The organism is Treponema sp. UBA7570, assembly GCA_002477955.1.
Lineage (GTDB): Bacteria > Spirochaetota > Spirochaetia > Treponematales > Treponemataceae > Treponema_D.
This window is the reverse complement of sequence record DLLE01000052.1, coordinates 74787-97656: the sequence shown is the minus strand read 5'-3', so window position 1 is coordinate 97656 and position 22870 is coordinate 74787. Positions and strand designations below refer to the sequence as shown.

Here is a 22870-nt window from a genome sequence, read left to right as displayed (position 1 = left end):
TGGAGCGGAGTTGAAGGAATCCATTCCTGAGCGCGCATAACGTGCGAAATCTTCATAAGATGATCGTCAACAATATTCGCAAGGTGGTAAGTCGGAAATCCGTCTGACTTCAAGAGAATTGGGTCAGGAGAAATATCCTCGTTCTTCCATACAATGTCTCCCAAAATATGGTCGTGGAATTTTGTCTCGCCTTCCATCGGAACCTTTAAGCGAATTACGTGAGGAACTCCAGAAGCAAGCTTTTCTTTTACTTCTTCTTCTGTCAAATGCCGGCAGTTTCTGTCATAGCCAGGTGCCATTTTATTTTCTGTCTGAATTTTGCGGATTCTTTCAAGGCGTTCAGCATCGCAGAAACAATAATAAGCCTCGCCTTTTTCAATAAGCTCGTTCGCGTATTTTTTGTAAAGCTCGAAACGCTCGCTCTGAACGTAAGGACCGTATTCACCGCCCTTGTCGCCGCCTTCGTCCCAGTCAATTCCAAGCCAGGCAAGAGTATCATAAAGATTTTTTACGTATTTTTCGTCGTAACGTGTGCGGTCGGTGTCTTCAAGACGCAAAATAAATTTTCCGCCCTTTGAGCGCGCAAAAAGATAATTGAACAGCGCAGTCCTTACACCGCCAATATGCTGCATTCCAGTCGGAGACGGAGCGTAGCGAACACGAACTTCTTTAATATTTTCCATGTCATTCCTCTTAAATTCAATAAATGAATTTTATAATTCCCTAAATTCCAAATTTAAAATCCAGCATTCAGGCTATAAAAAAACAATTTTATCTTTTCATTATACTGAAAATAAGAACTTCTGGGCAACTATGGTAAAAAAAATCTACTTTTTCTTTAATTTTTTGCAGCACCAGAAAAAAACAGGAATCAAAAAGCTGTCCGCCAAAAGCCAAGCCAACGGACTCGCAGCACAAGCAGCGGCAAATCCAAACATCGGAATAAAAATAACTCCGATTACACCTCGTCCAACAAGTTCAAATGCTCCGGCAAATACAGCAACCGTTGAAAATCCCATTCCCTGAATCATAAACCTTACGACATTCACAAGAACCAAAAGAACATAACAGGCGCTGTTTACAAGCAAAAACATGCGCACATTTTTACAGACAAGCTCCACAACTTCAGGCGCTTCATTTTTGTTCATAAAAAGATTGGTCAACGCTTCGCTTCCAAAAAACATCACGACAAATGCAAAGGCAGAATAAATAAAACCGATAATGCAGGCGCTAAAAAGCCCGCTGTTCAAACGTTCAGTTTTTCCTGCGCCGACATTCTGTCCGCCATAAGTCGCCATTGTTGTTCCTAAAGCATCAAAAGGCGTCGCAAAAAAAATATTTATTTTAGCTCCAGTTGCAATCGAAGCAACATAAACTGATCCAAGAACGTTGACCGCAGCCTGCAAAATTACAGAGCCGATTGCTGTAATTGAATATTGAAGCCCCATCGGAACACCAGTTCCAAGAAGGCTAAGACTCCTCCTTGAACTAAAAATCCTGTCTTCCTTATTCAACCTTAAAATTTCAAATTTTGTGTGCATATAAAAAAAACAGATTATTCCGGCAATTCCCTGGCTTATAACAGTCGCATAGGCAGCGCCGGGAATTCCCCAGCCAAAACAAGCAATAAAAATCAAATCAAGAATAATATTTAAAACTGCAGAAAAAATCAAAAAATATAGAGGCGTCTTGCTGTCGCCAACAGCACGTATTATTCCAGAAAGAAGATCATAGAGAATTACGACAGGAATTCCAGCCAGAATAACCACAAAATAATCATAAGCGCCATCAACAACGTCGGCAGGAGTTTTTAAAAGTACGAGAAGCGGCTTGCAAAAAATCACAGTAACCGCAGTCAGAACAATTGCAAAAATTCCGCCCAAAACAGCAGAATTAAAGACAAACTGCCTCATTCCGCAAAAATCTTTTGCACCAAACTTTTGAGCAACAGGAATTGCGAACCCAGAGCAAAGTCCCATGCAAAAACCAATAATCATAAAATTGAGCGACCCTGTAGAACCAACAGAAGCTAAAGCCGAAACTCCCAAAAACTGACCGACAATAATCGTATCTACAAGGTTATAAAACTGCTGAAACAAATATCCAAAAAAAACAGGAACCGCAAAATCAAAAATAACTTTTAGCGGCCTTCCAACCGTCAAATCCTTTGTCATAACAGCAATATTATGAATAAAATTCGCGTTTTACAATCTCAAACACTTCTTTTTCGCGCCCTTCAAACAAAAAATTAGCAGACTTTTTAAAACACAATTCCCAGCTTTTTTCCCGTTCACAAAAATAAGGAAAATAATCACGGCGATTTTTCTCAAAATACAACCACAAAAAAAGCCAGATAAACTGTCCGCCAACCGTATAACAGGCTTTCTTAGCTAAAGGCGAAGCAATTTCAACTCTCGAAATATAAGTCGCGGCGTTTTTTCCTTCATTTTTTTTATTGAGTTCCATTGCGCCGGCAAAAAGCGAATAAGCTTCAAAAAGCGCCTCCTCGTCCTCTTCAATCGAAGCAGCCCTGCCCGAATTTTTACCGAGGGCAGCAAAAGGCGATTTATAAATTCTATAAGTGTTTACAACGCTCGACCGCAACGCCTGCGCACTGTGCCGGATTTTTTCTTCAAGAATCTCATCTTCCGAAATATCTTTTTTTTGCACGGCATCCGAAAAGCCCGAAATTCTCTTTAATTTGTCCGAAAAAGCCGAAATCGCATCCTGAATATTTTCCGTCATAAAAATCCACCCAAATTTAAAAGATAAATTTATGCAAGTTTGGAGCATAAATTTCGGTCAAACCCGCTTTTCATGGTTGCGCTCACGCTCATTCGGCAAAGCCGAACGCCTGCGGCGCCATTCCAATCGGGGCTACAATCCTATATTATAAATATAGCACAATACTTGTCTTGGAGGAACAAATGAAAAAAACACTTGCTGCTGTAACTGCAATTCTTCTTTGCAGTTCAATTTTTGCCCAGGAAAAAGTCTGGCTTTGGCCAAAAAAAACAGGTCCAGGCTCAGAAAAACTAAAAATCGCACAGACTGTCGAAGAGCGCGGAGGCGGAAACACTCATGACAGAATAATTTCCGGCGTAACCCAGCCTTACTTCGAAGTCTACAAGCCGTCAAAAGAATCGCAGAATAAAAAAACAGGGATTTTAATTATTCCGGGAGGCTCGTACCAGCGCGTAGTTTACGACAAAGAAGGCGTTCAGTATGTAAAAGCATACAACGATGCCGGATACACTTGTTTTGTTCTTGTTTACCGCACGCCAAACGATCCGCACAAAGACAGTTCTACAGTCTCACTTGCCGACGCGCAAAGAGCAATGCGTGTAATCCGCTCCCGTGCCCAAGAATTCGGCATAAATCCGGACAAAATCGGAGTAATGGGCTCTTCGGCAGGCGGACACGTTGCAGGAACTCTTGCAGAGCGCTACAACGATGAAGTTTACAAAATGCAGGACAAGGCAGACAAACAGGCAGACGGTTCATGGACAAATGCAAAACCGGCATTTCAAATGCTTATGTATCCTGTAATTACAATGCAGGACGGTCTTACCCACGCTGGAAGTCAAAAAAATCTGCTTGGGGAATCAGCAGCTCAAGCTCAAAAAGACGCAGCTTCCTGCGAAAAAAACGTCAGCAAGGACAATCCTATCGCATGGCTTTGCTGTGCCGTCAATGATAAATCAGTAAATCCAGAAACAAACATCATTCCTTACTGGACCGCTCTTCGCAAAGCAGGAGTCCGCACAGAACTTCACGTATTTCCGGCGAGCGGACATGGTTTTGGAATTATGGGAGCATCAGGAACGGCAAAAAAGTGGCAGGCTCTTTCAATTGAATGGCTCGACACTTATGTAAAATAACAAAAAAAACGGACAGAATTGACAGCCAAAAATTGACCTCAATTTTGTCCAAATTAAATTTTATAGGGCTTTGCTTTCAAGCATCATCCTGTCGTTCATTTCTCCGGCAGCACCAAATTTTGCAAGCAAATCGTCAACCTTAAGACTCTTTTTTTCTTCACCACGAACATCGTAAACAATTTTTCCGTTCATCATCATAATGAGGCGGTTTCCATATTCAATCGCATGCATCATGTTGTGTGTAACCATAAACGCAGTCAAATGATCTTCTTCGATAAATTTTTTAGTCAATTCAAGTACACGAGAGGCAGTTTTTGGATCAAGAGCAGCGGTATGTTCGTCCAAAAGCAGCAAATCCGGCTTTTGCAAAGTTGACATCAAGAGAGTAAGAGCCTGTCTTTGGCCGCCAGAAAGAAGACCAACCTTGCTGTGCATACGGTTTTCAAGGCCAAGTTCCAAAAGCTTAAGTTTTTCGTAATAAAGATTGCGTTCAGAATTTTTTATTCCCCATGCAAGAGAACGTGTTTTTCCGCGTCTAAAAGCCATTGCAAGGTTTTCTTCAATTTCCATATTTGCGGCAGTACCAAGCATCGGATCCTGAAAAACACGCCCCAGATATTTTGCGCGGCGGTATTCAGGCATATTTGTCATATCAATTCCATTCAGTTCGATTTTTCCAGTATCGCAAGAATGAACTCCGGCAATCAGGTTTAAGAGAGTTGACTTTCCCGCTCCATTTCCACCAATTACAGTCACAAAATCACCGTCTTCGAGCGTAAGGTCTATTCCCAAAAGAGCTTTTTTTTCTGTAATTGTGCCCGGGTTAAAAGTTTTTGTTACATTTGTAATTTTAAGCATTTTATGCTCCCTGCCTGTTATGTAATCTTCCAGAAAATTTTAGGCTCTGCTGCTTTATGATTGGAATCGCAAGAGCAATCGTGATGATGATGGAAGTCAAAAGCTTTAAATCGCTTGATTTTAATCCAAGCTGAAGAACTACCGCAATTACAATTCTGTAAACAATCGACCCCAAAATTACAGAGATAAGAGTAAACCAGAACGGCAATTTTTTCGAAAACCAGCCAAAAATAGCTTCTCCAAGGACAATAGAAGCAAGACCGATAACCAAAGTTCCTGTTCCCATTCCAACATCACCGTATCCCTGAGACTGAGCAACAAGACCGCCGCTCAAGGCAATAAGTCCGTTAGAAAGCATAAGTCCCAAAATCTTCATTTTGTCGGTATCAACGCCCATAGCACGAACCATGTTGCCGTTATTTCCAGTAGCACGAAGAGCAGAACCGATTTCCGTTCCACAGAACCAGTAAAGGACAAGAATCAATACTGCGCAAAACAAAAGTCCAGAAAGAAGAGAAGCCATATTTGGTGTCATTCCATTAAAAAAACTTTGAATACGGCTCATTACAGTTTCTGCACCAAGCAAAGGTGTATTTGAACGTCCCATAATTCTGATATTAACAGAATACAAAGCTGTCATCGAGAGAATTCCTGCAAGAAGCTCCTGAATTTTCAACTTTGTGTGAAGAAAACCAGTTACGCCGCCAGCTAAAAGTCCAAGTAAAAATGCAGCAAAAAGTGCAAAATACGGATTAAAATTATTCATTACCATAACGGCACATACTGAACCGCCAAGAGCAAAAGTTCCGTCGCATGTCATATCTGCAATGTTTAAAACCCTAAAAGTAAGGTAAACACCCAAAGTCATAACACCCCATAAAACGCCTTGTGCAACGGCACCCTGCATAGCCATAACGATGCTTATAATATTCATAATTATTTATTATAACTTTTAAACAAAGCCTTGCAAGGCAAAAAAACAATAATTTTAGTAAAAAACAATGGAAAAAACAACGTTTTCGTTTTAAAATAACATAGTATGTTTCTAATTAAGGAAGGAAAAATAATTTTCCCAGTAAAAGTAACATTTACTCTCTTAGTTGTTTCTGCATTTTTTATAGTTTCATACGCACATAACACAAAAATCACTCACCTGCGCCAGCAATGTGAACTAATAAGCAAAACCGCCGCAACATTATTCACTTTTTCATTGGACAAGGCTCTCCCAATAAACGAAAATATCGAAGGAATGATAATGGCAACCAACGGCGACGTAAGCGGTTTTGAAAATATAATTCCAGCCTTTATTCCTCAAACTCCTTCAATAATGTGCATTCAACTGGCGCCAAAAGGAAAACCAAGCCAGTTTTTTCCGCAAATGCCAAAAGACAAAATTATAACTGATTTATACAATTCTCCGTACACAAAAAAATTTTCCTCTTTTGCAGAGATTAACCGAAAATCCTATTTGACAGGACCTTACTTTTTCGACAAAAATGAACCTATTCTCGTTCTTCAAGATCCAATTTTTCTGAGAACAAAAAAAATTCAGGGAGAATTCTGGGGTTTTTGTACAGCTTATATAAAAATAAAAGACCTGTTTGATCAGGACACGTTGAATTACTTAAACTTTTCAAATCCGCCATGCAGCTACAAACTCTACAAATTTGACCCTTATGTTGACAACGAAGTTTTGCTTTCTTCAAACACAAGCAAAGAGTTAATCAATCCTGTAATAACAAGATTCAACGTAAAAGAATCTTCCTGGGTACTTTATGTGGTTCCGAAAGACGGCTGGTACTCACCTTCAAAACTCTTTATAAGCAGCGTAATACTTTTTTTTGTCAGTGTAATCATTTCGATTTTGATTGGATTTTTGGTCACAACAAAGGACAGGAACGAAAATCTTGAAAAACTGACATTTACGGATTCTCTCACAGATCTCTACAATGCTCGTAAATTTTCTTTACTTCTAAAGCAATATCGAAAATTGGCATTGCCATATACGCTTATCTATCTTGACTTAAACAATTTTAAAATGATAAACGACAATTTAGGACACGACACGGGAGACAAAATTCTTACAATCGTTGCACGAAAAATTTCAAACAGCATTCGAAAAGGCGACCTTGCGTTCAGGCTCGGCGGTGATGAATTTGCGATTATTTTACCAGGCGAACATGATGAAAACTTTGTAAAAACGGTTATAGAGCGCCTAAAAGAATCTATAAAGCGAGAAACTGTTCTAGAAACAGCAAGAATGCAGGTTACAGCAAGCGTAGGTTTTGCAAGATGTCCTCAGGATAGCAGCGATTATGAAGAAGTCGTAAAAATTGCAGACAAGCATATGTACAGAGATAAAAGGATTGCACATTCAAAAGAAAAACTGTAACTGTTTTCTAAAAAAAAGGTTGTTCTTTAGTTATGGAAAAAATTTTGATCGTAGAAGATGATGCGGGAATTTCTGACTTTGTAAATGCAGAACTAAAACACGAAGGTTACACTACCTGCACAGCATTTGACGGACGTACAGCTCTCGAATTTTTTGAAAAAGAAAAACCAGATCTTATTCTTTTGGATATAATGATTCCTCAATTGAGCGGACTTGAAGTTTTAAGACGAATCAGAAAAAATTCAAACATTCCAGTCATAATTCTTACTGCGCGCGGAGAAACTTACGACAAAGTAAACGGTCTAAACGCGGGAGCCGACGACTACATTGCAAAGCCTTTTGAAATTGAAGAGCTTCTTGCAAGAATGAATGCGGTTTTACGCCGTTCAATTACACCAAATTCAAAAAATTCCCAGCTAAAAAACGGAAAGCTAATTCTCGTTCCTGACAGCATGAAAGTAACTCTTTCGGACACAGACTTAAATCTTTCAAAAACCGAATATTTAATGCTCAAATTTTTTATGGAAAATCAGGAAAAAGTCCTGTCCCGCTCTCAAATTCTTGATTCGGTTTGGGGAGAAGGTCATTTTATTGACGAAAATACAGTCGATGTTTATGTAGGCTACCTCCGCTCAAAAATTGACCAAGCAGTCGGCACAGAATACATAAAAACAATACGCGGAATTGGCTATAAAATGCTCAAAGTGGAATAAAAAATGAAAAACTCCGTTGTTTTCCGGCTTTCTATTAAATTCTCTGCAATATTAACGGCAACTGTCTTTATAATAATTTTATTGTTCTTTATGCTTTTAAGGCAATTTTCTCGCCAGCAAGAATACAAAGGTTTTTCAAGAACAAGCGAAATCATAGTTCAAGCGCTTTCAACTGGAAATTTTAAATTTCTAGACCGCAAGCTTTCTGAGCTGCCATTTTTTGTTTCATACATGATTTACGACACAGAATCAGGAGAAATTTTCCGCCAAAAAAACAGCATTTTCGGAAAACTTCCGGAAACAGAAGGGAAACCCATACGCTTTTCAACAAAAAAAACAACCGGTTTTGAACCAATAAGCATGATTTATATGACAACCAGATATAAATTTGTCGGTGGACAAACATTCACCGTTCAAATCGCACAAAAAACAAACGGCGGCGCAGGACACAGGTTTTTCCGGGAAATGTTTTCTTTAATTGCAGTTGCAACAATTCCGCTTTTAATAATTTCGTTCTTCATTTCAAGATTTTTTATACGGCAGACAATGCTTCCGGTGGTAAAAATAACAAAAACGGCGGCGACAATCAGTTCAACAAATTTAAACCAGAGACTTCCAGAAACAGGAAAAAAAGATGAGCTCGACAACCTTGCAAAAACATTCAACAGACTTTTTGAAAGGCTAAAGGCAGATTTTGACCGCGAACGCAGTTTTACAAGCAACGTAAGCCACGAACTAAAAACTCCAGTCGCAGTAATTTTAGGACAGGCAAATCTTTTAAGACGCTGGGGGAAAAACGACAGCGAACAGCTTGAAAAAAGCCTGAACACGATTCTTCAGGAAACACATTCAATAAATTCGATAATTTCGAATCTTTTGCAGCTAAGCAGGATTGAAAGCGGAAAAATTATACCTGTAACCGAAAAAGTCAGCATTCAAAAAATGTTTTTTCGGTTAAAAGAAGAATTCAAGGCTATAAACAAAGAAATGACAATTCAATTTGAAAAAAAGCCTCTTCAAGAAATATACACCGACAGCGAGCTTTTACATCAGGTTTTTGTCGCAATAATTTCAAACAGCAATAAATTCATAAAGCAAAATCCACTAATTGAACTAAAATGCACGCAAAACGAAAATCAAACGGCAATCGAAATTTTGGACAACGGCCCGGGGTTTGAAGAAAACGTTCTTCCACACGTGTTTGAACGCTTTTACCGCGGAGATTCGAGCCACAATCGCTCTGTCGGAGGAAGCGGCTTAGGACTAAGCATTGCACAAGCAATTGTAAAAAACCTAAATGGAAAAATCATAGCCTCGAACGGCAAGAACGGCGGAGCATTGATTACAATCACACTAAAAAATTTTGCATAACGTAAAAACCGGCCACTCTGGGTTCGCTATGCGCTCATCGTCTGCAAAGCAGACGACTAAAGCCCGACGTGTCCGGCGTAAGTTTTCCGGGAATTGCTCAAAAAACAATCCCGGAACTATATTTTTACAGATTTTCTGGAAGAGTAAGCCCAAGAGCTTTTTCAGTGTTTGCGTTTTTAGAAAAATCACATTTTTCAAGATACTGAATTGGCATATCGGCAGGATTTGCTCCGTTTTTGAGAATTTCAACAGCCATTGCGCCAGTCTGCTTTCCAAGTTCGTAGTAATTTACACCGTAAGTACAAAGCCCGCCAGACTGAACCATTCCGTCTTCTCCAACGATTGTCGGAATTTTTGCCTGATTTGCAACCATTGCGACGTTTGCCATACCTGCAGCAAGCATATTGTCTGTTGGAATGTAGATTGCATCAACTTTTCCAACAAGGCTCTGTGCAACCTGCTGAATTTCGTTCGAATTAGAAACTGAACCTTCAACAAATTCAAGGTCTTCTGTTTTGCAAGCTTCTTTTGCAAGGTTAATCTGGAAAATTGAATTCTGTTCGCTTGAACAGTACATAAGTCCAACTTTTTTTGCAGACGGAACAATTTTTTTAAGAAGTTTAATCTGCTGGGCAACTGGTGTAAGGTCAGAAGTTCCTGTTACGTTTGTTTCAGGTTTTTCGTTAGACTTTACAAGTTTTGCAGATTCTGGATCTGTTACGGCAGAAATAAGAATTGGAATATTTTTTGTAAGATTAGCAACAGCCTGAGCAGCTGGAGTTGCAATTGCAAAAATCAAATCATCCTTATCGTTTACAAGTTTATTTGCAATTGTTACGCAGTTTCCCTGATCGCCCTGTGCATTGTGCATATCAATAGCAATGTTTTTTCCATCCACATATCCGGCTTCAGCAAGGGCATCAACAAAACCTTTGCAGGTCTTGTCGAGAGCAGGATGCTCAATCAACTGAATAATACCGATTTTAATAGCTTTGTCCGAAGAAGAATTCTTCTTTGAACAACCTGTAAGTGCAAGTCCTGCAACAGCAATTGCAGCCATTATACAAGCAACTTTTTTCATTTTTTCACTCCTTTTAAAAGTTTGCGATGCAAACAAAAAAATATAACGCTTATTATAAAATTGTAATGGCATTGCGTCAAACAATAATCACGTTTACTTTTCCGTTTGTTGCATCAAAAAGCTTGTTTTTTAGACTTTCTGCGTCTGTTTTTGCAATTTTTCCACTTACAGTTACGCCTTCTGCAAATTTTTCTTCAACGTCAAAAAGAGTCCATTCTTCCAGAATTTTCCTAGCAACCTGATAAGACTGATAATCTGAGACAAAGCTAAATTCAGACTTTTCAACAAGCTCTTCAAAAACAGTAGTTTCAAGAACCGCCTTTGTGCAATCTTTGTAGGCATGAACAAGACCGCCAGTTCCAAGCAAAGTTCCGCCAAACCATCTGGTTACAGTTACCAAAATATTTGTCGAACCGCTGCCTTTTAAAACATCGAGCATAGGTCTTCCGGCAGTTCCTCCAGGTTCTCCGTCATCGCTCATTCCCATAATTTCTGCATTTTTTCCAAAAACAAAAGCATGACAAACGTGTGTCGAATCCGAATATTTTTGTTTTTGAGATTTTAAAATTGACCGGACCTGGCTCTGCTCTTCAAGAATAAAAGTCTCGCCTAAAAAACGAGAACCTTTTATCAAAAGCTGGGCAGACGAAGTTTTTACAGGAATTTTCAATTACTGGCCGTCCGAATTATTTTTGTCAGGATTTTTATTCTCCGGTAAAATTTCATCATCATTTTTTTTAAGGCTTACAACAATTTCTACTGCCGGCTGACGCAAATTTTCGTAAAAAAACGGAACAGCAAGGCTCATAAAGGAAAGAGCCTTATAAAAATTTATAAAATATAAGAAATCAAAAATCAGTGAAAAAAACTGAACAGCACCGCCCTTCTGCGCCGCAGAAAAAGACAAGGTTATTCCAAAATAAAATGCCGCAAGAATCAAATTTCTTCCGCCAGCCATAAAAACAAAACCTATAAATTTAAAAATATTTCTAAACAAAAGTTTTAAGCTCAAAAAAGCAAGCGAAAAAACAGAACGGTTCGGATTATCATATTTTAAGAAAAAAAGAAAAACTTGAGGAAAAATCAGCAAAAAAAACAATATAAATGAGAAAATTATCAAAAGATAGAGAAAAGCGTTTTCTCCGAATTTTGACTGAAGGTTTAATATAAAATCCGGATTTGACTTTGTTATAAAATACATAGTTCCGGCAACAACAGCCGCAGAAATTCCTGTAAGCAAAGTATAGGAAAAAGCTGCTGGAGCGAACTTCTTAAACCGTCTGAATCCATAAAACAAAAAACCGATTGTCACAAATTCATTTCTTGCCATGCGCAGGAGCATTGTGGAAAAACCGCTTAAAATCAAAAACCAGAAAAAAACTCCGCAAAACATAAGGCCGTAACTAAAAAAAGTTCCGAAGAATGAGTTCTGCCTTGAATTTAACAGAAGCGAAGTTCCGACAAAAACCGCTGAACACAAAGATTCGAGAATTACGATTATAAAAAGCGTAAAAAATGTTTTATTTAAATTTTTTCTGGCAACAGGTGCAAATTTTACAATAAGTTCTTTGTTTTTCAATTATTTAAACAGCTCCATCTGCGTACCGTCAACTTTAACGGATTCAACTTCTTTTGTACACAACCGAATGCCAAGGGTCTTGAGTCCTTTTTCTTCAAAACTTTGTGCCTTAAAACTTTCTTCCAAAACTTTTACACGAGGCTTTTTTTCGTAATACAGTGTAAAAGTAAATTTTTCGCGAGTATCGACATGCAAAACTTCCATTCCGTCCGGCGCAATAAAATAATCGCGGTTTAAAATCCAGCTTGGAATTCTCGTTCTTTTTATAAAACAGTATTTTGTCTTTGGATCACGGAAAATTACAGTAAAAAGAACCTTGCTTATAATTTCTTTTTCTGCAATTTCGCAAAACCACATTCCCCTGTCAACAAACATTTTTTGAGGAACGTCGCAAACCGAATACATTCCTGTTTTTCGCATTACAAGAATTCTGTCATAAGGCGAAACTTTTTTAATTTCCTGACCACCGGAAACATTGATTCCAAGATAGCCTTTTTCGTCATAGCGCAAACTCTGATCAGACTTAGCGACAGACTTAACATCGACAGCAGAAAAACTCGTGACTGTCGTTTTTCGGCGCAACATCTGAGGAGAAAACTTTTTAAATTTTTCAAGCATTGAACCAAGATAATCAATTGCGCAACCAACAAGATTTTTTAAAAGGCCTGCAATTTCTTTAAGCCTTGCATTGATTGCCGCAACTTCTTCGCGGTTTTTGTTTATATCGTAAAGAGAAATCCTTCTTATTGGAATTTGAAGCAAATGTTCAACATCATCATCGCTAATTTCACGCACAAGCTCAGCCTTAAACGGCTCAAAACCTTTATAGACCGCTTTTATAACATCTTCCTGCGTCTTTTTCGTTTCAATCGCTTTATAAATTCTTTCTTCTATAAAAATTCTCTCCAAAGTACGGATATGAAGTTTATCCATTAAAGTGCCGCGTTCAAATTCAAGCTCGTCCTTTATTATTCCCGTGAGTTTTTGTGAATAAAACCCAATTATCTGGGTTGCCGTCATTGCAACTGGCATATTGTCTTTTATTACGAGCATTTGACAGGCAATTGTTTTTTCGCAATCGGTGTAGGCATAAAGACTGTCGATTACATCTTTTGTATAAACTCCACGCGGAAGTTTTATTTCGATACAGCAATGGTCAGTCGTAAAATTATCAACCGAACTGATTTTTATTTTTCCGGCACGATAAGCGTTATCAATCGACTGGAGCAAATCTTTTGCGTTTGTATCAACAGGAAGTTCTGTAATTACGATTTTTTTGTCATCGGTAGTATCAAACTTTGCACGAGTAACAATTTTTCCGTTTCCGTCGTTGTAATTTGAAACATCGATTAAACCGCCTGTTGCGGAGTCCGGATAAATCTTGAATTTTTCACCTTTTAAGCACTTTATTTCCGCGTCTAAAACTTCTTTCAAATTGTAAGGCAGAATTTTCGTGCTCATTCCGACCGCAATACCTTCAGCACCCATAATCAGCGTAAGAGGAATTTTTGCCCGATAAACCTCCGGCTCAATATCGCGGCCATCATAATTTGGAACATAGTGAGTAATTTTTGGATTTGTTACTAAAAAATCTTTTGCAAGAGGGTGAATCCGGCATTCAATGTAACGGCCAGCAGAAGGTCCGTCGCCAGTAAATTTATTTCCGAAGTTTCCTTGTTTTTCTATGAAAATTTCTTTATTCGCAAGATTTACAAGCGCTCCGTAAATTGAAGCGTCGCCATGAGGATGATATTTCATCGTACGTCCAACCACAAAACTTACTTTTTGAAAATATCCGTCATCAACTTCAAAAAGGGTGTGCATAATTCTGCGCTGAACAGGCTTTAACCCGTCCTCCAGATCAGGAATTGCGCGGTCGCGGATTACATACGAAGCATATTCAATAAAATTTTTGTCGAATAGATTTTTTACAAATGCCATTTTCTTTCCTATACATCAATTTCGGCGTTGCTAAGCAAGTGCTGTTCTATAAAAGAACGGCGTTCAGGAGTGTTTTTGCCCATATAAAAAGCAAGCAACTGAGGAATAACCTTAAGCTGACTAACTTCAACCGGCGTTAAATGCATTGTCTGAGGGTCAATAAACTGCCTAAATTCACTAGGGTTAATTTCTCCCAATCCTTTAAAACGGCTGGTCTCGCAATTTTTTCCGAGTTTTTTCTGAGCCTTGTCGCGTTCATCTTCGCTATAACAATAAATATTTTCTTTTTTTGTGCGAACTCGGAAAAGAGGAGTTTCCAAAATCCAAACCCTGCCGCTTGTAACAAGCTCTTCAAAATAGCCAAGAAAAAAAGTAAGCACAAGGTTTCTGATATGAAATCCGTCATTATCGGCATCGGTTGCAATTACGATTTTTGAATAACGGAGGTCTTCGACAGAATTTTCGATTCCAAGAGCGCGCATAAGCTGAAAGAGCTCATCGTTTTTGTAAATATCAGTCTGCTTTTTGCCGTACATATTCTCCGGTTTTCCGCGCAGAGAAAAAATCGCCTGAGAATTTGCATCGCGGCTGTGCGTCATGACGCCTGAAGCAGAATTTCCTTCGGTAATAAAAATCATCGAATTTTCGCCTTTTGTTCCGTCTTCAAGATGGAAACGGCAGTCATCAAGTTTAGGAATTCGAATGCTCACCTTTTTGGCCGCTTCTTTTGCCTCTTTTTTTACAGCGCTCAATTCTGTACGAAGTTTTTCATTTGCTTCAATTTTTTTCTGAAGCATTTCCGCAGCCTTTGGATTTTTATGAAGCCAATCATCAAGTCCAGACTGAACTTCGCTCACAATCCACTGTCTTATGTCAGTATTGCCAAGTTTATTTTTGGTTTGACTTTCAAAAATCGGATCTTTTACTTTTACAAGAACGGCAGCCGTAATTCCTTCGCGAATGTCTTCAGATTTGTAATTTTCTTGAAAAAACTCATTCACGCCTTTTATAAAACCTTCCTTAAATGCAGTCAGATGAGTTCCGCCGTCGCTCGTAAACTGTCCGTTTACAAAAGAAAAATAATTTTCGCCATAAGCATTTGTGTGGGTAAATGCAAACTGTAGGTGCGCGCCAGTGTACGAACCAATTGGATAAATCGTATCAGCTTCAAGCTCTTTCTGCAAAAGGTCCAAAAGTCCGTTTTGACTTGCAAAAACCTGTCCATTAAAGTTGATTGTAAGGCCTGTATTTAAATAAGCATAATTCCAGAGCCGTTTTTCGACAAATTCCATATTAAAGCTGTACTTGCCAAAAATTTCTTCATCTGGAACAAATTCAAAATAAGTTCCGTTTTTTGCAGGCTTTGAAAGTTTTACAGTATTTTTTTCTGCAATAAGCTTTCCGCGTTCAAAAACCGCTTCTGTAGCATAACCGTCGCGAATTGCAATTACCTTAAAATACGAAGAAAGCGCATTTACAGCCTTTGTGCCGACGCCATTCATTCCGACAGAAAACTGAAAAACATCGTCATTGTACTTTGCCCCGGTGTTTATCTGGCTTACACATTCAACAACCTTTCCGAGCGGAATTCCACGTCCGTAATCCCGAACTTTCACGCGGTTTTCAACAATTTGAATATCGATTCTATTTCCAAAACCGACAATAAATTCATCAATTGAATTATCGATAACTTCTTTTAAAAGAATGTAAATTCCATCGTTCTGGTTTGAACCATCGCCAAGACGTCCAATATACATTCCTGAACGCAAGCGGATGTGTTCCAAAGCATCAAGATGTTTAATCTGCGAATCGTCGTAAGCCGCAAGTTTTTTTCCGTTAGATTTTAAAGACGGATCGATTGATTTTGCCGCGGCAAGGGCTTTTGCTGTCTGTTCTACAGTAATTCCACGTTTTGCAGAAGTTTTTTCTTCCGTTTTTTTAGGCTTAGCCTTTGTTTTAGCGTTGTCCCACGCTCTGAAAGTTCCGGTTTCGTCAATTCCAGCGACAGGCTTTTTTGCTTTTATAAAAGTTTTTTCTGTTTTTGCGGCAGTTTTCTTTTCAACTGTCTTTTTTTCTGTTTTTTTGTTTACAGCAGAAGTTCTTTCTGCAATTTTAGACGTTTCAGTTTTTCCACCCATAAATCTAAGTTTAGCGGAAATTTTCAAACTCCTCAACACAAGCATAACATAAGTATCAGCCAATTTTGCTTTTATAGCAGTTTTACAGCACCGTATTCACTGTCCTTAAAATTCAAGAGACTTTGAATCATTGTCTGCGCTCTAGGACTTGCCTCAGAAACCCGCTCAACTTTTCCAGAAAAATGCTTTACAAGAGGATTTATATATCTTTTTTTTACTTCAAGATTTACGCTGTAATAATTTTGCTCAGGTTCCTGGCAAAACCGTTCAATCTGCGTCATTGTCCGCCATTTTTTTATAAGCGAAGAAAGATAACTGTCGTTCTGAACCGCATATTCGTCAAAAATTTCAATCACTTTTTTTTCGCTCAAAGACATGCAGTCTTTTTCTGTTATCAGTTTTTTTTCAATCGCAAGATTTACGATTTTTCCAAGCATATTTAACGCAAGTTTATTTTCGTTGCGCTGTAAAATCAAAGAGCAGTCGCAAAAACCTTCGGTATAAAGTTCTGCAAGTTTTAAATCCGAAAACCCAAGCTCATCTTTTCCACTTTCGTTTTTTAACACACAGATATTTTTATAAATTTCTTCAGTTTCTTCAAATGTCCAGACGTGTCCGTTGTTCAAAAATGCCAGGACCATATTGCTAGGAAACATATATTCCAGCCTGTCTGCGCTCAGACGCGGAATTTCGTTGTCGCACAAAGGATAAATGTGATAATCGGCAATTTCCTCAAGTTCAATCCTGTCTTTTTTTAAAAGTTCAGCAAGTTTTTCGTCGCCAGCAAGAATATTAAAAGTTTCGTTTTCACTCAATTCCTGCTTTAAAGCGTCTCCCTTCCTAAAATCATTTACGTGGCTAAAAACGCCTGTCGCAATGTCATGAAAAAGAGCCGCAAGTGTCTGCTTCTTATCCTGAGAAAAATTCCAGGCAACAAGAGCTGTTCCAACACTGTGATCAAAACGGCTGTAAAAAAATCTATTTCTGTAAAGCGCAGTCCAGTCAGTTCCGCACAAAAGCCCAATGCCTTTAAGCCTCTGTAAAGCCGGCAGACAAACATAACCGCAAAGCCAGGAAGGAAACTCCTTGCAGAGGATTTTATGATATTTTGAAGCAAAATCTTCCATATGTACTTTAAATATTCCAAAATTTTATTTTAAAAGCGAAGGTTTTCCTGTAAATAAAATCCGCAAATTTAATTTTATGTAAGAACAAATTTCGCGCGAATAAGAATTCAAAACAAAAAGTGCCGGCGTCTTTGAGGCAACTCCGTAAACGTCCGTAAAACCAATTCTATTTGCAAGCCGTTCCGCCCTCGCAAGGTGAAAATCGCTTGTCACAACAGCAACCGGCGCATTTAAAATTTCCTGAACTGTTTTATTCTCATGTTCTGCAAGAATTTTTGCGCTAAACAAAAAATTCTCAATCGTATCTTTTGCCATATTTTCCGCAAGAACCCTTTTTCCGTCAATTCCGCAGGATTCAAGCGCAGGTTTTAAAACGTCAGATTCCGGACAAGGAGAAAATCTTCCTTGTCCGCCGGTTACAACAGAAATCGCCTGAGGCTGAGTTTTTAAGTACTCGCCTGCCACACGCACACGGTTTTGAACCGACAATGTCAATTTTGCGTCTTTTGTAATTCCACCGCCAAGCAAAATCACATACTGAACTTTTTCTTTTCCGTCAGAAAGTTTCGGATTACAGATAAGAAACAAGTTTATACCGCAAATTACAGCGCATAAAAAGACAAAAATGCAAAAAAATATTTTTACGCTGCGTTTTATCTTAAAAAAAATCGTTCTTAAAAGCTTTTTTTTCTGCAAAACAGCAAGAACTGCAAAAAATACGGCGCACAAAAGCCAGACAGCAGAAAAACCAAAAAAGGTTCCCAAAAAAGTTCCGGGAGAAGCAATCTGCATTGCAACAAAATAAAAAAAAGACAAGGCAGAAATAAAAACAAAAATTGCAAAAATCATAAACTTTAATAAAAAAATGGAGCAAACTTTTACAGTCGAGTGGCTTTCCGCCCTTCCGCTTTCGCTCCATTACATTCCGGCAATTTCGCAAAGCTTAATCGCCAGAATGTAACTTCGGGGCTGCAATCCAGGCTAGGATTTACCCAAAAATATGCATTTTACCGCTTAACGGCCAAATCCCGGAAATCCGCCAGGAAAACCGCCGCCCATTCCAGCCATTCCTTGCATAAGTTTTGCCTGCATTCCGCGATTTTTTGTAAGTTTTTTCATTGTAAGCTTAGTTTTTTCAAACTGCTTTATTAGTTTATTTACTTCAGCTACGCTTGTTCCGCTTCCTTTTGCAATTCTCTTGCGGCGGCTCGGACCAATAATCAAATGATTATTGCGCTCCTTTTGAGTCATCGCCTGAATAATCGCCTTCTGTCTTTTCATTCCAGAAAGGTCAATCTTGCTTTCATCTATTTGTCCAGAAAGTCCAGGAATCATATCGAGCAAAGAACTTACGCTTCCCATTTTTCCGACGTTTTCAAACTGAGCAAGCATATCATTCAAAGTAAATTCATTTCGGGCAATTTTTGCCTGAAGTTTTTTGGCTTCCTCTTCATCAACCGTCTGCTGAGCTTTTTCAACCAAACTTACAATGTCGCCCATGCCAAGAATACGGCTTGCTATTCTGTCCGGATGAAAAGGTTCAAAATCATCAGTCTTTTCGCCTGTACCGATAAACAAAATCGGTTTTCCAGTGATTGTCTTTAAGGAAAGGGCCGCACCGCCACGAGCGTCGGAGTCAAATTTTGTAAGAATTACACCTGTAAGTCCAAGCTGCTCGTCAAAACTTTTGGCAACGTCAACTGCGTTCTGGCCGGTCATTGCATCTGCAACCAAAAGCACTTCCTGAGGGGCAACTGCTTTTTTTACAGAAACAAGTTCTTCCATCATATTTTCGTCAATTTGGAGACGGCCGGCAGTATCAACAATCACCGTATCAAAACCATTCTTTTTTGCAAACGAAAGACCGTTTTTTGCAACTTTTACGGCATTTTTTTCACCATCTTCAAAATAAACACTTACGCCAATCTTTTCGCCAAGAGTTTTTAACTGCTCAACGGCAGCAGGACGAACAAGGTCACAGGCTACAAGAACAGGTTTTCTGCCTTCTTTTAAAAGTCTGGCTGCAAGTTTATGAGCGGCAGTCGTTTTACCAGCTCCCTGAAGACCAAGCAAAAGAATTACAGACTGTGTATCAGGACCTTTTAAGTGCAAGTCAACCTTCTGGTCGCCGAGCATTTTTACAATGCGATCATAGATAATTTTTACAAACTGCTGTCCAGGATCTACAGCGCGCAGAACTTTTTCGCCTTTAGCTTCTTCAATCGTAGCATTAACAAAGCGACGCACAACACGAAGGTTCACATCGGCTTCAAGAAGAGCCATTTTTATCTGTTCAACTGTGTCTTCAATATTTTTTTCTGTAATCGTAGATTTTCCGCTCACAGTACGGACAATATTACTGAAAGTATTTGTAATTTTTTCAAGCATTTTTTATTCCTGTAAACAATCAGCTAATTTTTAAATTTTAGTCAATTTTTCCTGTTGTCAAAAGGTCGTTAATCAAGTCAGCAGGTTTTATTTCCTTATTGAGAATTCTATAAAGACCTTCGCAAATCAGAAGTTTAATACCAAGCTTAGCAGCAATTTCGTGCACATATTTGCAGGCAACAGCACCTTCCGACAAATAGCCGATTTCGCCAATGCGCGCAATAAGGTCATCAAGATTTTTAAATTTTTCAAGCATGTCTGTTTTTATCATATCCTGACCAAAACGGCGGTTACGTCCATATTTTGAGCGGCAGGTTACATCAAGATCGCCTACACCGGCAATCGAAGTAAATGTTTCTGGATGTGTTGCTCCCATAGCCATGCCGAGAGTTTGAATTTCGTTAAGTCCGGCAGCAAGAAGCAAAGATTCCGTATTATCGCCAAACTGATCCGAATGTTCAGCAATAGCGTCCAATGCGCCAAAAACAATCGCAATTACGTTCTTTGCGGCGGCACAAATCTGAACACCAATAACATCAAGCGAAGAATAAACCATAAGTCCAGGAACATGCATAAGTTCCCGGAAACGAATAGAATTTTTCGCATTTTCAGAAGCAGCAATCAAACCTGTAAGTTTTCCCATTGCAACTTCCTCTGCATGAGAAGGTCCGGCAATATAAACAAGCTGACCTTTATAACATGGAGGCAAAACATTTTCCAAAGTTTCAAGAACAAGTTTCGGTCCTTCGGCAGAAGTAATAAAACCTTTTGTAATTACGCCGATAGTAACATTTCCCTGCTTAATATCATCAACTTCAAGCAGCTGCTTAGCAGTAGAAGCAAGATAGAGCGAAGGAGAAGCAAGAATCAAAAATTCTTTTCCGCTGGCAACTTCTTTTATATCAGAAGAAGCAGTCATATTTTCAGAAAGAGGATAGCCCGGAAGATAGCGCTTATTTTCATGATTGTTATTTATGCCGTCAACTACATCCTGTTCGCGCGCCCACATCTGAACCTTATGTCCACCACGGGCAATTGCCTGTGCAAGACCAGAACCCCACGCACCAGCACCAATAACACCAACATTTTTAGATACCATTTAAGACCTCGTAATTTTTTCTCTAATAAAGCCAATAAACCACAGAGATAGTATTCTAATTATAGCAACTTATTTTAACAGGGGCAATTACACGCTATTTTTTGTATTTATGGGCGTTCCGGCAACAAGTTGCCGTCCGGCTTTTCAGGGTTGCATTGTTTTCTTTCATTGCATTCCAGAAAACAACACCTCCGGCGCCCTTACAATCCGTAACGCATTCACAATTATTTCTTAAATTTCAGGAATAATTCTTCCACAGCCGTAAAATGTTTTTTTCCAGTAATTTTCATTCAAACCGCTGATAATTACACCAGTTCTTGGACCGCCGCTTGCCGCATTTAAAAATAAATTCTGTTTTCCAAAGTCATTTTCTCCAGGATTTTTTCCTAAATAAATACCAACATGCGTAATTCTTGAATCAGAAGCGCCCTTAAAAAATATTAAATCGCCAGGAAGAGCTTCTCCCAACGAAACAGGAGATGTCTGATTGTAAATATCCTGGGCGTTTCCCCTTACATCTATACCAAGGCTCTGTTTTGCCGTATAGGATACAAGTCCAGAACAGTCAAAGCCCGGTCGTGGAGTTTTTCCGCCCCAAACGTAGCTTATGCCTTTATATCCCATTCCAAAATCAATAAACTTTTTACGCATATCTATTACAGAATCCATTTTTTTCTCGGACTCTTCAATCGACATAGTTTTATTATTTTCATCCTGCCGCTCCAGCAGTTTTTTCTGTTCATTTTCTTTTACAACAGGTTTATTTGCCGTAGTTTTTCTTTTTGAATCTAGTTTCTGTTTTTTTTCAGTTTTGTTTTGGTTTTCTAAAATTTCTTTTTCGGAATTTTTTTTCTGAGAATCTGCCTTTTGTGTCTGTCTTACAGAAACATCTTCTTTTTTTGACTGTCCCGTAGAATCCGTTGCCGTATTTTCAGTTTTTGTCTTCGCTGTGTTTTTTGCAGGCTTATTTTTTAAATTCGCCTTGTTTTTTTCAAGCTCTGCCTTTGCTTTTTCTTTTGCCGAAGAAATCTGGCTTTTTGAAGAAGCAACTTTCTGGCGCTCATTTTCAATTCTTTTTAGAATATCGAGTTTTTTTTGCTTTACGCTTTCAAAAAATTTAGAATTTTCAGCTTCTATTTCTTTTTTTGAAGGCTCAACGACAATTTTATAAAAATCGCCTTCTTCAATCTTTTGGTTTTCAAAAATATCATCGCCTTTGTTATCTGCCGCATAAACTGCAAAAGATGAGACAAAAAGAACTAAACTAAAAAAGAATGCTTTTCTTTGAGAATTTTTCATATAACCAGCCTGAACAAAAAAATCAAATTCATTGGATTTTCTTCTAAAAAATAAAAACTTTGTCTGCAAAAGAGACAAAGTTTTTATCAGAAAATCAAATCACATAAACTAAATAATTAAATCTTAAAGTAAATTATTTAGCATCAAGAGTCTCTTCAGCTTCAGTATTAACTTCTTCGCTGTTTGAAGTAATCATCATGTTCTGAAGTTTAAGAGAAAGAGCTTCTTTCAAAGCTTTTCCTTCGTCAGTATTGTCTTCGATAGAACTCATAGCGCTCTGAATCTGAGCATCATAAAGTTTTTTTGTCATGCCCCAAACAGCATAGTATTCATAATAAACCTTTGACTCTTTTGCTTTTTTTGATGGCTTTACTTCTTTCTGGATCCAATATGAAGCAATTTTTTCAAGACCGTTAAGCTCAACGGCAGAAACAGCCTGCTTGTACATATTCAATTCTTGTTCCAAAGAAGTTGGATCTTTTACATCGCCAGACTGTTTTGAACGTCCTTTCTGAGCAGCAGAAACAGCTTTTCCAACAATTCTCTGCATTTCATCACCAACCTGAACTTCTACATCAACCAAGTCAGCCCACTGCTTTGTAAATTCAAGGTTATCGCCACGAGAAACTACAACAAATGGCTTTTTGCCGGCAATTCCTGGCATAATCGGAGAAAGATATTCTGCAGAATAATTTCCGTTTCCAATTTCAACAACCCACTGAGGAATTTCTGAACCAAATGATGCTCCCTGATAGTCAAGAATCGTTACGTAATTCTTCTGAACTTTAGCAGCATTGCCTTTAATTCCAGAACCAGAAACTTTTGTAGTTCCACAGCTACTGAACAGAGCAGCAGCTACAACAGAAAGAATAAAAATAGTCTTTTTCATTTTATTTCTCCCACAAAAAGTCAAGATTAAAACTTGAGTTTTAGGATTGACTTTTTAAGTTGTTCCGCAACGAAGTGAGAAACAACAGATTATAAGAAAGTTTGCAACGCAAAC

At 38.5% G+C, this 22870-nt stretch carries 20 protein-coding genes; 4 read left to right on the top strand and 16 right to left on the bottom strand.

Annotated elements, in window-relative coordinates; all coding sequences use genetic code 11:
• From gltX to B4N75_RS06365, 3 genes are all read right to left on the bottom strand, one after another.
• The coding region (gene gltX, locus B4N75_RS06375) for a glutamate--tRNA ligase (RefSeq protein WP_296706894.1) at window positions 1-683 on the bottom strand (683 nt) is incomplete at its 3' end.
• A 144-nt stretch (window positions 684-827) separates the two neighbouring features.
• Complete coding sequence (locus tag B4N75_RS06370; protein ID WP_296706892.1) at window positions 828-2174, bottom strand: MATE family efflux transporter; 1347 nt, start codon at window positions 2172-2174, stop codon at window positions 828-830.
• 10 nt (window positions 2175-2184) lie between these two features.
• The gene (locus B4N75_RS06365; RefSeq protein ID WP_296706891.1) at window positions 2185-2745 is read right to left on the bottom strand and encodes a hypothetical protein; all 561 of its coding nucleotides are present in this window, start codon (window positions 2743-2745) and stop codon (window positions 2185-2187) included.
• A gap of 182 nt (window positions 2746-2927) precedes the next feature.
• Here B4N75_RS06365 and B4N75_RS06360 point away from each other — a divergent pair, with 182 nt between their 5' ends.
• A complete protein-coding gene (locus B4N75_RS06360) occupies window positions 2928-3881 on the top strand; it encodes an alpha/beta hydrolase (RefSeq protein ID WP_296667387.1) in 954 nt (317 codons plus the stop codon).
• 60 nt (window positions 3882-3941) lie between these two features.
• Here B4N75_RS06360 and B4N75_RS06355 read toward each other — a convergent pair whose 3' ends face one another.
• Complete coding sequence (locus B4N75_RS06355; RefSeq protein WP_296019993.1) at window positions 3942-4739, bottom strand: ABC transporter ATP-binding protein; 798 nt, start codon at window positions 4737-4739, stop codon at window positions 3942-3944.
• A gap of 1 nt (window position 4740) precedes the next feature.
• Window positions 4741-5673, bottom strand: a complete 933-nt coding sequence (locus tag B4N75_RS06350; protein ID WP_296019995.1) for an ABC transporter permease — start codon at window positions 5671-5673, stop codon at window positions 4741-4743.
• A 105-nt stretch (window positions 5674-5778) separates the two neighbouring features.
• Between B4N75_RS06350 and B4N75_RS06345 the strand changes: the two genes are divergently transcribed.
• From B4N75_RS06345 to B4N75_RS06335, 3 genes are read left to right on the top strand one after another with little or no spacing between them, the layout of a single operon-like run.
• Window positions 5779-7131, top strand: coding sequence for a sensor domain-containing diguanylate cyclase (locus tag B4N75_RS06345; RefSeq protein WP_296667389.1), 1353 nt, complete (start codon window positions 5779-5781; stop codon window positions 7129-7131).
• Window positions 7132-7163: 32 nt separating this feature from the next.
• The gene (locus B4N75_RS06340; protein ID WP_296667391.1) at window positions 7164-7844 is read left to right on the top strand and encodes a response regulator; all 681 of its coding nucleotides are present in this window, start codon (window positions 7164-7166) and stop codon (window positions 7842-7844) included.
• A 3-nt stretch (window positions 7845-7847) separates the two neighbouring features.
• On the top strand, window positions 7848-9215 hold the full coding sequence (locus tag B4N75_RS06335) for a sensor histidine kinase (protein ID WP_296667393.1): 1368 nt from the start codon (window positions 7848-7850) through the stop codon (window positions 9213-9215).
• Window positions 9216-9339: 124 nt separating this feature from the next.
• Here the strand turns inward: B4N75_RS06335 and B4N75_RS06330 are convergent, their stop codons facing one another.
• The 11 genes from B4N75_RS06330 to B4N75_RS06280 all read right to left on the bottom strand — a co-directional run bounded on the left by B4N75_RS06330 (window position 9340) and on the right by B4N75_RS06280 (window position 22756).
• Window positions 9340-10296 (bottom strand): ABC transporter substrate-binding protein, encoded by a 957-nt coding sequence (locus B4N75_RS06330; protein ID WP_296706889.1) that lies wholly within the window; start codon window positions 10294-10296, stop codon window positions 9340-9342.
• A gap of 76 nt (window positions 10297-10372) precedes the next feature.
• Window positions 10373-10966 carry an IMPACT family protein gene (locus B4N75_RS06325; protein ID WP_296706888.1) on the bottom strand — a complete coding sequence of 198 codons (594 nt, stop codon included), beginning with the start codon at window positions 10964-10966 and terminating at the stop codon, window positions 10373-10375.
• Complete coding sequence (locus B4N75_RS06320; protein ID WP_296706886.1) at window positions 10967-11875, bottom strand: hypothetical protein; 909 nt, start codon at window positions 11873-11875, stop codon at window positions 10967-10969.
• The gene (locus B4N75_RS06315) at window positions 11876-13816 is read right to left on the bottom strand and encodes a DNA topoisomerase IV subunit A (protein ID WP_296706884.1); all 1941 of its coding nucleotides are present in this window, start codon (window positions 13814-13816) and stop codon (window positions 11876-11878) included.
• Window positions 13817-13824: 8 nt separating this feature from the next.
• A complete protein-coding gene (locus B4N75_RS06310; RefSeq protein ID WP_296667401.1) occupies window positions 13825-15954 on the bottom strand; it encodes a toprim domain-containing protein in 2130 nt (709 codons plus the stop codon).
• 71 nt (window positions 15955-16025) lie between these two features.
• On the bottom strand, window positions 16026-17081 hold the full coding sequence (locus B4N75_RS06305) for an HD domain-containing protein (RefSeq protein WP_296667403.1): 1056 nt from the start codon (window positions 17079-17081) through the stop codon (window positions 16026-16028).
• 24 nt (window positions 17082-17105) lie between these two features.
• Window positions 17106-17930 (bottom strand): YdcF family protein, encoded by an 825-nt coding sequence (locus B4N75_RS06300; RefSeq protein WP_296020020.1) that lies wholly within the window; start codon window positions 17928-17930, stop codon window positions 17106-17108.
• A gap of 165 nt (window positions 17931-18095) precedes the next feature.
• Window positions 18096-19469, bottom strand: a complete 1374-nt coding sequence (ffh, locus tag B4N75_RS06295) for a signal recognition particle protein (protein ID WP_296706882.1) — start codon at window positions 19467-19469, stop codon at window positions 18096-18098.
• A gap of 37 nt (window positions 19470-19506) precedes the next feature.
• On the bottom strand, window positions 19507-20568 hold the full coding sequence (locus B4N75_RS06290) for an NAD(P)H-dependent glycerol-3-phosphate dehydrogenase (protein ID WP_296020024.1): 1062 nt from the start codon (window positions 20566-20568) through the stop codon (window positions 19507-19509).
• Window positions 20569-20799: 231 nt separating this feature from the next.
• Complete coding sequence (locus B4N75_RS06285; RefSeq protein WP_296706881.1) at window positions 20800-21867, bottom strand: NlpC/P60 family protein; 1068 nt, start codon at window positions 21865-21867, stop codon at window positions 20800-20802.
• A gap of 133 nt (window positions 21868-22000) precedes the next feature.
• Window positions 22001-22756 carry a hypothetical protein gene (locus B4N75_RS06280; RefSeq protein WP_296020031.1) on the bottom strand — a complete coding sequence of 252 codons (756 nt, stop codon included), beginning with the start codon at window positions 22754-22756 and terminating at the stop codon, window positions 22001-22003.
• Between the last annotated feature and the right edge of the window lie 114 nt (window positions 22757-22870).